The following is a 12294-nucleotide window of genomic DNA, read 5'->3' as shown; positions in this document are numbered from 1 at the left end:
AGGCAGTGCAAGAATTCTAGGCACTCGGCCTCACGGAAACCTTGTCATGTCCAACAGACTTTCTCAGATCGCCACGCGCACCGGTGACGACGGCACCACCGGCCTGGGCGATGGCACCCGCGTGCCCAAGGACCACCTGCGCGTCCAGGCCATGGGCGACGTCGACGAGCTCAATTCCCACATCGGCGTGCTGCTGGCCGAGCCGCTGCCGCCGGATGTGCGCGAGCTGCTGGTCACCATCCAGCATGAGCTGTTCAACCTGGGCGGCGAGCTGTCCATCCCCGGCTACGAGCTGCTGAAGGCCGATGCGGTGGCCCGCCTCGACACGGCGCTGGCCCACTACAACGGCACGCTGCCGCGGCTCAAGGAGTTCATCCTGCCGGCGGGTACCCGCAGCGCCGCCATCGCGCACGTGGGCCGCACCGTGGCGCGCCGCGCCGAACGTGCGGTGGTGGCGCTGGCCGGGGTCGAGCCGGTGCGTGCCGAGCCGCGCCAGTACCTCAACCGCCTGTCGGACCTGCTGTTCGTGCTGGCCCGCGTGCTCAACCGCGCCAACCTCGACGGGCTGGGCGGCGACGACGTGTACTGGCACAGCGAGCGGCTGGCGCGCGACGGCGCCTGAGAGGCCAAGGCAAAAAGGCCCGGAACACCTGTCCCGGGCCTCTTTGATGCGCGTGATGCGCGTGGTGCGGTGATGCGCCTACTTGTCGCCGTAGCCGATGGCGAACTCGCTCACCGACAGGTTGCCGTCCTTGTCGCCGTCGAGTTCGCTGAACTTGGCGGCGATGGCAGGCATGCGCGCCGCTTCTTCCTGGGTGAGGCGACCGTCCCTGTTGCTGTCGGCGCGCTGGAAGGCTGACTGCGCTGCGGACTGCTGCTTCGCCGCAGGCTTCTGCTCGGCCGGTGACGTGGTCGTCGACGGCGAGGTCTGCGCCTGGGCCACGAGTGCAAAGCTCGCGGCGCTGACCAGCAGCACACGGCGGGCGTTGACGAGCACGGTAGAGCGAGTCATGGATGTTCTCCGGAGGAGTTGCAAGAGGCGCCATTGCAACTGCCTCGCAGGCGCCGGACCAGCGCTTTTGCCGCAGGTTGCCTGGGTTACAGCCGGCCCGAGGTGACTTACCCGGCTTTGCAGCCGCTCACCCTCGGATCAGAAGGTCAGCGCCAGCGCCACCAGGTCCACCCGCACGGTGGGCTTGGCCAGCGCGGCACTCGAGGCGCGGGCAAAGGCCTGAGCCCAGGCCGCATCACCGTCGAAGCGGCTGCGGCCCACGGTTTGCGCCAGGGCCAGCACCTTGTCGGCGATCAGCACCTTGCCGCTTGCGCGCAGCGGCTCGCAGTCTTCCTGCACGAACTGTTCGTCGAGCCAGGCCCGGGCCTCGTCGGCCGCCATGGCGGGGCCGTCGAGGTACAGCGTCACGTCGTCGGACGGGCCGAAATGAATCACCACGGTGCTGCGCATGCGAGATCCCTCCTGGGCGATCCCGTAGTGTGCGTCAGCGACGGCGCTGCTTCACCGCCTGGCTCAGCACGTCGAGCACCTGCAGCGAGTCGTCCCAGGCGATGCAGGCGTCGGTGATGCTCTTGCCATATTCGAGCTGCGAAGCATCGTCCTTGCCCGGCGTGAACTTCTGTGCGCCGCCCTTCAGGTGGCTTTCGACCATCACGCCGAAGATGCTGCGGCTGCCCGCGGCGATCTGGCCCGCGATGTCCTTGGCCACGTCGATCTGGCGCTCGTGCTGCTTGGAGCTGTTGGCATGGCTGCAATCGACCATCAGGTTGCACGGCAGCTTGGCGGCTTCCAGGTCGGCGCAGGCGGCGGCCACGTGCTCGGCGCTGTAGTTGGGCGTCTTGCCGCCGCGCAGGATCACGTGGCAGTCCTTGTTGCCCTTGGTCTCGACGATGGCGACCTGGCCGTTCTTGTGCACCGACAGGAAGTGGTGCGCGCGTGCCGCCGCCTGGATCGCGTCGGTGGCGATCTTGATGTTGCCGTCGGTGCCGTTCTTGAAGCCGATCGGCGCCGAGATGCCCGAGGCCAGCTCGCGGTGCACCTGGCTTTCGGTGGTGCGCGCGCCGATGGCGCCCCAGGAGATGAGGTCGCCGATGTACTGCGGCGAGATCACGTCGAGGAACTCGCTGCCGGCCGGCATGCCCTGGCGGTTGATTTCCAGCAGAAGCTGGCGGGCGATGCGCAGCCCCTCGTCGATGCGGAAGCTCTCGTCGAGGTAGGGGTCGTTGATGAGGCCCTTCCAGCCCACCGTGGTGCGCGGCTTCTCGAAGTACACCCGCATCACGATCTCCAGCGTGTCGGCGTACTTCTCGCGCTGGGTCTTCAGGCGCTGTGCGTACTCGAGCGCGGCCGACGGGTCATGGATCGAACACGGGCCGATGATCACCAGCAGCCGGTCGTCCTTGCCATGCATGATGCGGCGGATGTTGTGGCGGGTCTCGGCCACCAGCGTTTCCACCGGGGTACCGCGAATCGGGAAGAAGCGGATCAGGTGCTCCGGCGGCGGCAGCGGCGTCACGTCCTTGATCCTTTCGTCGTCGGTCTGCGAGGTTTTCTCTCCGTGCGCATACCAACCCTCGGTGGCAGTGGCGGACTTGGCATTCATGACGGCGGGCTCCTTCGTCGGTGGGCTTGGTGTTGTGTGGGCAGCGCAGGGGCGAAAAAAAACCGCCGGGGGGACCCGGCGGTTTTTGAGGTTCGGTTTGCGCTACTTGCTTTGCTTAGGCGCTTGCCTCTCCTCCGCCGGGGCGGTGCGAGAACCAAAAGTACGCAAAGTAAAAGCTGGAAGCGCGAAGCATGGGCGCGAATGTAGCACGGCGCTTGTGCACCGCGTCAAGCAGTTTTTTCCGGTTTGAGGCCCGTCAGGCGGTGCCGCCGACGGTGAGCCCGTCGATGCGCAGCGTCGGCTGGCCCACGCCCACCGGCACGCTCTGGCCTTCCTTGCCGCAGGTGCCCACGCCAGTGTCGAGCTCCATGTCGTTGCCGATCATCTTCACCCGCGTCAGGGCGTCGGGCCCGTTGCCGATGATGGTGGCGCCCTTGACCGGGTACTGGATCTTGCCGTTTTCGACCCAGAACGCCTCGCTGGCCGAGAACACGAACTTGCCGCTGGTGATGTCGACCTGGCCGCCGCCGAAGTTGGTGGCATACAGCCCGCGCTTGAGGCTCGCGACGATCTCGTCGCGCGACTTGTCGCCGCCCAGCATGTAGGTGTTGGTCATGCGCGGCATCGGCACGTGCGCATAGCTTTCGCGGCGGCCGTTGCCGGTGGGCTTGACCTTCATGAGCCGCGCATTCATCGCGTCCTGGATGTAGCCGCGCAGGATGCCGTCCTCGATCAGCACGTTGCGCTGCGAGGCATTGCCTTCGTCGTCGACGTTGAGCGAGCCGCGGCGGTCGGGGATGGTGCCGTCGTCGAGCACCGTCACGCCCTTGGCCGCGACACGCTGTCCGATGCGGCCCGAGAACGCGCTCGAGCCCTTGCGATTGAAGTCGCCTTCGAGTCCGTGGCCGATGGCCTCGTGCAGCAGGATGCCCGGCCAGCCCGGGCCCAGCACCACGTCCATCTCGCCGGCCGGTGCCGGGCGGCTTTCGAGGTTGGTGAGCGCCGCATTCACCGCCTGATCTACATAGCCCACGATCACGTCGTCGTGGAAGTAGCCCAGGCCGAACCGCCCGCCACCGCCGCCCGATCCGACTTCGCGGCGGCCGTTCTGCTCGGCGATCACGGTCACGCTCAGGCGCACCAGCGGCCGCACGTCGGCGGCCAGCGTGCCGTCGGCGCGCGCCACCATCACCACGTCGTATTCGCTGGCCAGGCCGGCCATCACCTGCACGATGCGCGGATCGCGCTTGCGCGCGAGCTGCTCCACCTTCTCGAGCAGCGCCACCTTCTGCGTGCTGTCGAGCGTGGCGATCGGGTCCATCGGCGCATACAGCACGCGGCTGCCCGCCACGGTGGGCGCACCGCCCACCTTCACCCGCCGGCTCGCGCCGGCCGCGGCGATGCTGCGCACGGTGCGGGCCGCGTCGAGCAGCGAGGCTTCGGAGATGTCGTCGCTGTAGGCAAAGGCGGTCTTTTCGCCGGCCACTGCGCGCACGCCCACGCCCTGGTCGATGCCGAAGCTGCCGCTCTTGACGATGCCCTCTTCCAGGCTCCAGCCTTCGCTGCGGGTGTACTGGAAGTACAGGTCCGCGTCGTCGATGCGGTGCTCGCCGATCACCGCCAGCGCCTGCGCCAGCTTGGTCTCGTCGAGGCCGAAGGGTTCAAGCAGCAGCGACTTGGCGGTCGCCAGTCGCTCGAGGGTGGGTTCGCGCGAAATCATGCGGGCCATTCTAGGCATGCAGGCTGTCCGGTGCACTGCCCATGTGGCTTCACGCTTCTTTACCCCGGCGACAAGTCTCGCAGTCGTCCGGGGTTGGATGGGCACCGTTGTGGCGAGGGGGTCGCGACCCACAACCCATCCATCCCAACCAGACGAGGACGCACACCATGAACTTCAGGACCTGGATCACTGCCGCCGGCTTGTCGATGCTGGCCGCGACCAGCTTTGCGCAGGACGCAGCCGCTTCCGCCCCGGGCACCCATAAGCCGCGCATCGACGCCCGCCAGGCGCGCCAGGAGCAGCGCATCGACCAGGGCATCGCCTCGGGCGAGCTCACCCAGCGCGAAACCCGACGCCTCGAGCGGGAGCAGGCGGTCATCAACCGCGCCGAAGACAAGGCCCGGGCCGACGGGACGGTGACGACCGCCGAGCGCAAGCGGCTGCACAAGATGCAGGACCATGCCAGCCGCGACATCCGCCGTCAAAAGCACGACGGCCAGGATCGCCACTGAAACCGGGCGGCCGCGCGCTCAGCCTTCCTGCTTGAGCTGCAGCGCCCGCTGGTACAGCGCATTGCGCGCCACGCCGCTCGCTTCGGCCGCCAGTGCCACTGCCTGCTTCAGCGGCAGCTCGGCCAGCAATACCTTCAGCAGCCGCTCGGCTTCGGGGGGCAGCGCGTCCTGGCTCGCCGAGGCGCCCGGCACGGCATGCAGCACCAGCACGAACTCACCGCGGGTGCGGTTGGCGTCTTCGGCCAGCCAGGCGGGCAGCTCACCCGCTTCGCGCGTGTGGATGCTCTCGAACTGCTTGGTGAGTTCCCGGCAGACGGTGACGCGCCGCGCCGGGCAGGCATCGGCCAGGGCCCGTGCCAGGGCTTCGATTCGATGCGGCGCCTCGAACAGCACCGTGGTGCCGGGCTCCGCCGCCAGCTGCGCCAGCGCCGCGCTGCGCTCCCCGCCCTTGGCCGGCAGGAAGCCGATGAAGCGGAAGTCGCTGCCGGCCACGTCGCCGGCGGCGCTGAGGGCGGTGACCACGCTGCTGGCGCCCGGCAGCGGCAGCACGCGCAGCCCCGCGGCCTGCACGGCGGCCACCAGCCGCGCGCCGGGGTCGCTCACCGCCGGCGTGCCGGCGTCGCTGGCATAGGCCACCCGTTCGCCGCGCTGCAGGCGCTCGACGATGCCGGCGGCAGCGCCGGCTTCGTTGTGCTCGTGCACCGCCAGCAGCGGCTTGTGGTCGAGCCCGAAGTGGCGCAGCAGTCCGGCGGTCACCCGGGTGTCTTCGCAGGCCACCGCGTCGCACAGCGCCAGCGCATGGATGGCGCGCAGGCTCATGTCGGCCAGGTTGCCGATCGGCGTGGCCACGACATACAGCGCCCCTTTGGGATACTGCTGCGAGCCTGCGGCAGCGGCCGCGGTGCTCAAGAGGGAGGAGGCTTCGGAAGTGGTCACGACCAAGGCGAGCGGTGACGAGGGCGAGAGCCGGGCCCTGGCGCATCTGCAGCGGCAGGGCCTCAAGCTGGTGGAGCGCAATTATCGGGTGGCGGCCGGCCCGCGCTCGCACGGGGCCGAGGTGGACCTCATCATGCGCGACCGCGACGGCACGCTGGTGTTCGTCGAAGTGCGACGGCGTGCCGGCGGCGGCCACGGCAGCGCGGCAGAAAGCATCTCGGTCGCCAAGCGCCGGCGCCTCGTGTTCGCCGCCCAGAACTACCTCCAAAGGCACGCCACGCCGCCCCCCTGCCGCTTCGACGTGGTGGCCATCGACGCCGACCGCATCGAATGGCTGCGAGCCGCCTTCGACGCACTTTGAAAATCCTGCAAAACCGCGGAACCTCCCGGCGGCGCGGCCCCACCAACCGGCTGACTTATCATCCCCACCCATGTTGGAACAACGCATACAGCAGCACTTCTTCGACAGTGCCGACGTCAAGTACAAGGCCGCGGAAGTGCTGACGCGGCCGGTGGCCGACGCAGCCAGCGCCCTGCTGGGGTGCATCACCGCGGGCGGCAAGGTGCTCGCCTGCGGCAATGGCGGCTCCGCCGGAGACGCGCAGCACTTCGCGGCCGAGTTCGTCGGCCGCTTCGAGCGAGAGCGCCCGGGCCTGGCGGCCATCGCGCTCACGACCGACAGCTCCATCCTCACCGCCGTCGCCAACGACTACGACTTCAACCAGATCTTCTCGAAGCAGGTGCAGGCGCTGGGCAACCCCGGCGACGTGCTGATCGCCATCACCACCAGCGGCAACTCGGCCAATGTGCTGGCCGCGGTGGATGCCGCACACGAGAAGGACATGACGGTGATCGCACTCACCGGCAAGGGCGGCGGCAAGCTGCGCGAGCGTCTGACCGAGACCGACGTGCACATCTGCGTGCCGGCCGACCGCACCGCACGCATCCAGGAAGTCCACCTGCTGGTCGTGCACTGCCTGTGCGATGCGGTGGACGCGCAGCTGCTGGGCGAAACCGACAACGGATGACCATGACGAACTCGAAGACCAAACTGCGTTCACTGGTGCTGGCGCTGCTGGCGGCGAGCACGCTGGGCGGTGCATTGAGCGGCTGCGCGCCGCTGCTGATCGGCGGTGCCGCGGTGGGCGGTGCGCTGATGGCCACCGACCGGCGCACCTCCGGCACGCAGATCGAAGACCAGGCCATCGAACTGAAGGCGTCCAACCGCGTGAAGGACGTGCTGGGCGAAAAAGGCCACGTCAACGTGACCAGCTACAACCGCATGCTGCTGATCACCGGTGAAGTGCCCACCGAAGCCGAGCGGGTGGCGGTGGAGCAGAGCCTGTCGCGCATCGAGAACGTGCGCGGCACCTTCAACGAGCTGGTGGTCGGCCCCAACAGCACCATCGGCTCGCGCTCGAACGACCTGTTGCTCGAAAGCAAGGTCAAGGCGACCTTCGTGGACGCCAAGGACATCATGTCCAACGCCTACAAGGTGGTGGCCGAGCGCGGCACGGTGTTCCTGATGGGCCGCGTCACCGAACGCGAGGCCAACCGCGGCGCCGAGCTGGCACGCAGCATTGCCGGCGTCAGCAAGGTGGTGAAGGCGTTCGAGATCCTCAGCGAGGAGGAACTCGCCGCCCTGGGCCGCAAGGAGCACGTGGCGCCCAAGCCGGCGGCGCCCGCAGCTTCGACGGCCCAGTAACGCCGGCCTATTTCAGGCGACGGACCAGGCTGGAGGTGTCCCAGCGTCCGCCGCCTTCGGCCTGCAGGTCGGCATAGAACTGATCGACCAGCGCCGTGACCGGCAGCCGCGAGCCGTTGCGGCGCGCCTCCTCGAGGCACAGGCCCAGGTCCTTGCGCATCCAGTCCACCGCAAAGCCGAAGTCGAACTTGTCGTCGACCATCGTCGGCCCACGGTTGTCCATCTGCCAGCTTTGCGCCGCGCCCTTGCCGATGACGCCGAGCACGGCCTTCATGTCCAGCCCGGCCTTCTGACCGAAGGCGATGGCCTCGGCCAGCCCCTGCACGAGGCCCGCGATGCAGATCTGGTTGACCATCTTGGCCAGCTGGCCGGCGCCGCTGTCGCCCAGCAGCGTGACTGCCTTGGCGAAGGCCATCGCCACCGGCTGCACCTGGGCGAAGGCCGCCGCGTCGCCCCCGCACATCACGGTGAGCACGCCGTTGATGGCCCCCAGATTGCCGCCGGACACCGGTGCGTCGATGAAATTCAGCCCGCGCCCGCGCGCCTCGGCCGCCAGCTCGCGGGCCACTTCCGCCGAAGCGGTGGTGTGGTCCACGAAGATGGCGCCGGGCTTCATGCCGGCGAACGCGCCGTTGCCGCCCATCACCACCGAACGCAGGTCGTCGTCGTTGCCCACGCAGCAGAACACGATGTCGGCGCCCCCGGCGGCTTCGCGCGGCGTGGCGGCGCTCCTGCCGCCGAACTCTCGGGTCCACGCCTCGGCCTTGGCAGCCGTGCGGTTGTAGACCGTGACCTCATGACCGGCACGTGCCAGGTGGCCGGCCATCGGGTAGCCCATCACCCCCAGGCCCAGGAAAGCGACGGTCTGCGATGCGATGGGCTCATAGCTCTTGGTGTTCATCAAGCCTCCTTGGGTCGTCGGAAGTGAGACGGCCCCAGTGCTGCGCACATGGGGCCGGGTCAAAGTGGGCGCCGCAGATCCGGCTTTGCCGGTCTGCCTGCGCCGCCCCCTCAAGGGGGAGCGCCGCAGGCGCTACGGGGGTGGTCAAACAATCGTCAGGTGCTCGGTGCCGGCAGCGAGGTCGGAGTTGCGTGCGCGCTGGCTGTTGAGCTTGATCTGCAGCCGCAGGTCGTTCACCGAGTCGGCGTTGCGCAGCGCGTCTTCGTAGGTGACGAACTGGCCCTCGTAGAGGTCGAACAGGCTCTGGTCGAAAGTCTGCATGCCGAGTTCGCGGCTGCGCTTCATCAGCTCCTTGATCTCGGAAACCTCGCCCTTGAAGATCAGCTCTGAGATGAGCGGCGTGTTGAGGAGGATCTCCACCGCGGCAACACGGCCCTTGCCTTCCTGGCGCGGCAGCAGGCGCTGCGAGACGAGCGACTTCAGGTTCAGGGAGAGGTCCATCAGCAGCTGCGCACGCCGCTCTTCGGGGAAGAAGTTGATGATGCGGTCGAGCGCCTGGTTGGCGCTGTTGGCGTGCAGCGTGGCCAGGCAGAGGTGGCCGGTCTCGGCAAATGCCACCGCATGTTCCATCGTCTCGCGGTCGCGGATCTCACCCATCAGGATGACGTCGGGGGCCTGGCGCAGCGTGTTCTTCAGCGCGTTGAACCAGCCGTCGGTGTCCAGCCCCACCTCGCGCTGCGTGACGATGCAGTTCTTGTGCGGGTGCACGAACTCCACCGGGTCTTCGATGGTGATGATGTGGCCGTAGGAGTTCTCGTTGCGGTAGTCGACCATCGCCGCCAGCGAGGTGGACTTGCCCGAGCCGGTGGCGCCGACGAAGATGACCAGCCCGCGCTTGGTCATCGCCACGTCCTTCAGCACGCCGGGCAGGCCCAGCGAGTCGATGGTGGGCAGCTGCTGCGGAATGGTCCGCAGCACCATGCCCACGTGGCCCTGCTGGATGAAGGCGTTGACGCGGAAGCGGCCGGTGCCTTGCGGCGCGATCGCGAAGTTGCACTCCTTGGTGCGCTCGAACTCTGCCGCCTGCTTGTCGTTCATGATCGAACGGGCCAGCGCGATGGTGTGCTGGCCGGTCAGCGGCTGCGGCGACACCTTGGTGACCTTGCCGTCGACCTTGATGGCCGGCGGGAAGTCGGCCGTCAGGAAGAGATCGGAGCCGCCGCGGGCCATCATCAGCCGCAGCAGGTCATTGATGAACTTTGATGCCTGGTCGCGTTCCATAGTGAGCCATTCCCCCGAGGCACCCGGCACCCTGGTGCGTTCGTTACTTCGTCAAACAGTCAAGTGCGTGAAAGCAGGGCCGAAAGCCGCGCGCTCACCTGACGCAACCGCAGCGAGAGCCGCCGCGACAGCGAAGCGAGCAGTGCCAGTCCCAGGCGCGGCTCGAACATGATCATCTCATCAAGCCGTTGTGCGTCGACCACAGCGAGGATACAAGGCGTAAGCGTGGTGCACGCCGAAAAACGCGCGCCGGCGTCGAGCAAGGACATCTCGCCCAGCATGTCGCCGGAGCGTGCTTCGGCCAGCCTTGCGCGGTCGCCCCAGGGCTGGACGCGGTCCACGGCCAGCGTGCCGTCGAGCACGATGAGCATGTAGTCGCCCTGTTCGTCCTGGCCGATCACTTCGTGGTTGGCCGCGACCGTGACGAATTCGAGGTACTGGCTCATGCGCTGCAGTTCGTCGGCGCTCAGGGCCGCCACGTAGCGGTCGGCGCCCCACAGCTTGGCGAACATCTCGGCGCCGCGCTTGCGGTCGAATGGCTCTGCCTTGATTTCCTGGGCGCGCGCCAGCCAGGTCACAAGCATCTGCGTCTCGTCGCCCTGGTGCTCCATGAACATGGTCGAGAAGTAGCCCGAGTCCTCGGGGCTCACGGCCGGCGACGCGCCGGAACTGGGCGCGCCCTTCAGGCGTTCGATGAGCTTCTTCACGACGGTGTGCTTCAGCCGGGGAAGTTTTCGGGGATCTTGGCCTTGCCGCGGGCTTCGGCCGGCGAAATGATGTTGCGCCGCACCAGCTCGGTCAGGTTCTGGTCGAGCGTCTGCATGCCCATGCCCTGGCCGGTCTGGATGGCGGAGTACATCTGCGCGATCTTGTTCTCGCGGATCAGGTTCCGGATGGCCGAGGTGCCCAGCATGATCTCGTGCGCCGCCACGCGGCCCGAGCCGTCCTTGAGCTTGCACAGCGTCTGGGAGATCACGGCGACCAGCGACTCCGACAGCATGGCGCGGACCATTTCCTTCTCGGCGGCGGGGAACACGTCGACCACCCGGTCGATGGTCTTGGCTGCGCTCGACGTGTGCAGCGTGCCGAACACCAGGTGGCCGGTTTCGGCTGCGGTGAGCGCCAGGCGAATGGTTTCGAGGTCGCGCATTTCGCCCACGAGGATCGCGTCGGGGTCTTCGCGCAGCGCCGAACGCAGCGCGTTTGAGAAGGAGAGCGTGTGCGGGCCGACTTCGCGCTGGTTGACCAGGCACTTCTTCGACTCGTGCACGAATTCGATCGGGTCCTCGACGGTGAGCACGTGGCCGTACTCGTTTTCGTTCAGGTGGTTCACCATCGCCGCGAGCGTGGTGGACTTGCCCGAGCCGGTGGGGCCGGTCACGAGCACCAGGCCGCGCGGCTTGAGCGCGAGGTCGGCAAACACCTTCGGCGTATTGAGCTGCTCGAGCGTGAGGATCTTGCTCGGGATGGTCCGGAACACGGCGCCGGCGCCGCGGTTCTGGTTGAAGGCGTTGACGCGAAAGCGCGCGAGGCCCTGGATCTCGAACGAGAAGTCGCACTCGAGCGTTTCTTCGTAGGCCTTGCGCTGGGCATCGTTCATGATGTCGTACACCATGTCGTGCACCTGCTTGTGCTCCAGCGGGTCCACGTTGATGCGGCGCACGTCGCCGTGCACACGGATCATCGGGGGCAGGCCGGCGGAAAGGTGAAGGTCGGAAGCCTTGTTCTTGACCGAGAACGCCAGCAGTTGGGTGATGTCCATGTTGTCTCGCGGGAGGCGGTGGGCGCCTCGGGTTCTGTGCGCGGGCTGCAGCGGGGGCGGCCGCGTCACTTAAGCTCGGGCCATTATGGCGACGATCGCAAACAACATACAACAAGTGCAGCGCCGCATCGCGGCTGCGTGTGCGGCCGCGCAACGGCCCGTGCAAAGCGTCACGCTGCTGGCGGTGAGCAAGACGCAGGAAGCGTCCGCGGTGCGCGACGCCTTCGGCGCCGGCCAGCGCGCCTTCGGCGAGAACTATGTGCAGGAGGCGCTGGACAAGATGGCCGCCCTGGCCGACTTGCGGCCGCAGGTCGAGTGGCACCTGATCGGCCCGCTGCAGAGCAACAAGACGCGCGTGGTGGCCGAGCACTTCGACTGGGTGCACAGCGTGGACCGCCTGAGGGTGGCGCAGCGCCTGTCGGAGCAGCGCCCCGCCCATCTGCCGCCGCTCAATGTGTGCCTGCAGGTCAACATCAGCGGCGAATCCAGCAAGAGCGGAGCGGCGCCGGCCGAGGTGCATGCGCTGGCGCACGCGGTGGCGGCGTTGCCGCGGCTGCGACTGCGCGGCTTGATGGCCATTCCCGAACCGGAAGGCGACTTCGAGGCGCAGCGTGCGCCGCACCGGCTGCTGCGCGAACTGCAGCAGGTGCTGGTGCGCGATGGCCTACCGCTGGATACCCTGTCGATGGGCATGAGCGCCGACCTCGAGGCCGCCATTGCCGAGGGCTCGACGCTGGTGCGCATCGGCACGGCAATCTTCGGCGCGCGCGGCTAGGCACCGGCCGGCCGCAGCCTCGTTCGAATGGGTGATGGCCGCGCCGGCCGCGCATTGGCATGCTGCGATCCGGTGGCCCACAGCCCC

15 protein-coding genes are annotated in these 12294 nt (G+C 68.0%); 6 read left to right on the top strand and 9 right to left on the bottom strand.

Annotation, left to right across the window (positions count from 1 at the left end; genetic code table 11):
- Positions 1-46: 46 nt before the first annotated feature.
- A complete protein-coding gene (locus E8D38_RS06245) occupies positions 47-622 on the top strand; it encodes a cob(I)yrinic acid a,c-diamide adenosyltransferase (RefSeq protein ID WP_140626949.1) in 576 nt (191 codons plus the stop codon).
- 78 nt (positions 623-700) lie between these two features.
- On the opposite strand, the gene E8D38_RS06240 is transcribed toward E8D38_RS06245, so the two are convergent.
- The 4 genes from E8D38_RS06240 to tldD all read right to left on the bottom strand — a co-directional run bounded on the left by E8D38_RS06240 (position 701) and on the right by tldD (position 4335).
- Positions 701-1012, bottom strand: coding sequence for an EF-hand domain-containing protein (locus E8D38_RS06240; RefSeq protein WP_140626947.1), 312 nt, complete (start codon positions 1010-1012; stop codon positions 701-703).
- 138 nt (positions 1013-1150) lie between these two features.
- Positions 1151-1462, bottom strand: a complete 312-nt coding sequence (locus E8D38_RS06235) for a hypothetical protein (RefSeq protein ID WP_140626944.1) — start codon at positions 1460-1462, stop codon at positions 1151-1153.
- Positions 1463-1496: 34 nt separating this feature from the next.
- A complete protein-coding gene (locus tag E8D38_RS06230; RefSeq protein WP_140626942.1) occupies positions 1497-2615 on the bottom strand; it encodes a 3-deoxy-7-phosphoheptulonate synthase in 1119 nt (372 codons plus the stop codon).
- A gap of 256 nt (positions 2616-2871) precedes the next feature.
- Positions 2872-4335: a metalloprotease TldD gene (tldD, locus tag E8D38_RS06225; RefSeq protein ID WP_140627072.1), complete on the bottom strand. Its 1464-nt coding sequence runs from the start codon at positions 4333-4335 to the stop codon at positions 2872-2874.
- 167 nt (positions 4336-4502) lie between these two features.
- Here tldD and E8D38_RS06220 point away from each other — a divergent pair, with 167 nt between their 5' ends.
- Entirely contained in the window at positions 4503-4847 is a 345-nt protein-coding gene (locus E8D38_RS06220) for a hypothetical protein (protein WP_140626939.1), read from the top strand.
- An 18-nt stretch (positions 4848-4865) separates the two neighbouring features.
- Here E8D38_RS06220 and rsmI read toward each other — a convergent pair whose 3' ends face one another.
- The gene (gene rsmI / locus E8D38_RS06215) at positions 4866-5756 is read right to left on the bottom strand and encodes a 16S rRNA (cytidine(1402)-2'-O)-methyltransferase (protein WP_246099374.1); all 891 of its coding nucleotides are present in this window, start codon (positions 5754-5756) and stop codon (positions 4866-4868) included.
- A gap of 19 nt (positions 5757-5775) precedes the next feature.
- Here rsmI and E8D38_RS06210 point away from each other — a divergent pair, with 19 nt between their 5' ends.
- The 3 genes from E8D38_RS06210 (at position 5776) to E8D38_RS06200 (ending at position 7488) form a co-directional block, all read left to right on the top strand.
- Positions 5776-6144, top strand: coding sequence for a YraN family protein (locus E8D38_RS06210; RefSeq protein ID WP_246099373.1), 369 nt, complete (start codon positions 5776-5778; stop codon positions 6142-6144).
- 70 nt (positions 6145-6214) lie between these two features.
- Positions 6215-6811 (top strand): phosphoheptose isomerase, encoded by a 597-nt coding sequence (locus E8D38_RS06205; protein ID WP_140626933.1) that lies wholly within the window; start codon positions 6215-6217, stop codon positions 6809-6811.
- Positions 6808-7488, top strand: coding sequence for a BON domain-containing protein (locus E8D38_RS06200; RefSeq protein ID WP_140626931.1), 681 nt, complete (start codon positions 6808-6810; stop codon positions 7486-7488). The genes E8D38_RS06205 and E8D38_RS06200 overlap by 4 nt, the downstream gene beginning before the upstream one ends.
- A 7-nt stretch (positions 7489-7495) precedes the next feature.
- On the opposite strand, the gene E8D38_RS06195 is transcribed toward E8D38_RS06200, so the two are convergent.
- The 4 genes from E8D38_RS06195 to E8D38_RS06180 form a co-directional block, all read right to left on the bottom strand.
- On the bottom strand, positions 7496-8389 hold the full coding sequence (locus E8D38_RS06195; protein ID WP_140626929.1) for an NAD(P)-dependent oxidoreductase: 894 nt from the start codon (positions 8387-8389) through the stop codon (positions 7496-7498).
- Positions 8390-8533: 144 nt separating this feature from the next.
- On the bottom strand, positions 8534-9670 hold the full coding sequence (locus E8D38_RS06190; RefSeq protein WP_140626927.1) for a PilT/PilU family type 4a pilus ATPase: 1137 nt from the start codon (positions 9668-9670) through the stop codon (positions 8534-8536).
- Positions 9671-9729: 59 nt separating this feature from the next.
- Positions 9730-10377 (bottom strand): cyclic nucleotide-binding domain-containing protein, encoded by a 648-nt coding sequence (locus E8D38_RS06185; protein ID WP_246099372.1) that lies wholly within the window; start codon positions 10375-10377, stop codon positions 9730-9732.
- Between the two features lie 11 nt (positions 10378-10388).
- The gene (locus tag E8D38_RS06180) at positions 10389-11432 is read right to left on the bottom strand and encodes a type IV pilus twitching motility protein PilT (RefSeq protein WP_140626924.1); all 1044 of its coding nucleotides are present in this window, start codon (positions 11430-11432) and stop codon (positions 10389-10391) included.
- A gap of 85 nt (positions 11433-11517) precedes the next feature.
- On the opposite strand from E8D38_RS06180, the gene E8D38_RS06175 reads away from it, so the two are divergent.
- Positions 11518-12207, top strand: a complete 690-nt coding sequence (locus E8D38_RS06175; RefSeq protein WP_140626922.1) for a YggS family pyridoxal phosphate-dependent enzyme — start codon at positions 11518-11520, stop codon at positions 12205-12207.
- Positions 12208-12294: the final 87 nt, after the last annotated feature.

This window comes from Methylibium rhizosphaerae, from assembly GCF_006386545.1.
GTDB classification, from domain to species: domain Bacteria; phylum Pseudomonadota; class Gammaproteobacteria; order Burkholderiales; family Burkholderiaceae_C; genus Pseudorivibacter; species Pseudorivibacter rhizosphaerae.
Note: the sequence above shows the minus strand (reverse complement) of the source record. Positions and strands in the feature narration are given on the sequence as shown.

Excerpts from the sequence above, each read along its gene's own strand:
- E8D38_RS06245 (WP_140626949.1), top strand. The coding sequence starts at position 47 with ATGTCCAACAGACTTTCTCAGATCGCCACGCGCACCGGTGACGACGGC.
- E8D38_RS06240 (WP_140626947.1), bottom strand. The coding sequence starts at position 1,012 with ATGACTCGCTCTACCGTGCTCGTCAACGCCCGCCGTGTGCTGCTGGTC.
- E8D38_RS06235 (WP_140626944.1), bottom strand. The coding sequence starts at position 1,462 with ATGCGCAGCACCGTGGTGATTCATTTCGGCCCGTCCGACGACGTGACG.
- E8D38_RS06230 (WP_140626942.1), bottom strand. The coding sequence starts at position 2,615 with ATGAATGCCAAGTCCGCCACTGCCACCGAGGGTTGGTATGCGCACGGA.
- tldD (WP_140627072.1), bottom strand. The coding sequence starts at position 4,335 with ATGATTTCGCGCGAACCCACCCTCGAGCGACTGGCGACCGCCAAGTCG.
- E8D38_RS06220 (WP_140626939.1), top strand. The coding sequence starts at position 4,503 with ATGAACTTCAGGACCTGGATCACTGCCGCCGGCTTGTCGATGCTGGCC.
- E8D38_RS06205 (WP_140626933.1), top strand. The coding sequence starts at position 6,215 with ATGTTGGAACAACGCATACAGCAGCACTTCTTCGACAGTGCCGACGTC.
- E8D38_RS06200 (WP_140626931.1), top strand. The coding sequence starts at position 6,808 with ATGACCATGACGAACTCGAAGACCAAACTGCGTTCACTGGTGCTGGCG.
- E8D38_RS06195 (WP_140626929.1), bottom strand. The coding sequence starts at position 8,389 with ATGAACACCAAGAGCTATGAGCCCATCGCATCGCAGACCGTCGCTTTC.
- E8D38_RS06190 (WP_140626927.1), bottom strand. The coding sequence starts at position 9,670 with ATGGAACGCGACCAGGCATCAAAGTTCATCAATGACCTGCTGCGGCTG.
- E8D38_RS06180 (WP_140626924.1), bottom strand. The coding sequence starts at position 11,432 with ATGGACATCACCCAACTGCTGGCGTTCTCGGTCAAGAACAAGGCTTCC.
- E8D38_RS06175 (WP_140626922.1), top strand. The coding sequence starts at position 11,518 with ATGGCGACGATCGCAAACAACATACAACAAGTGCAGCGCCGCATCGCG.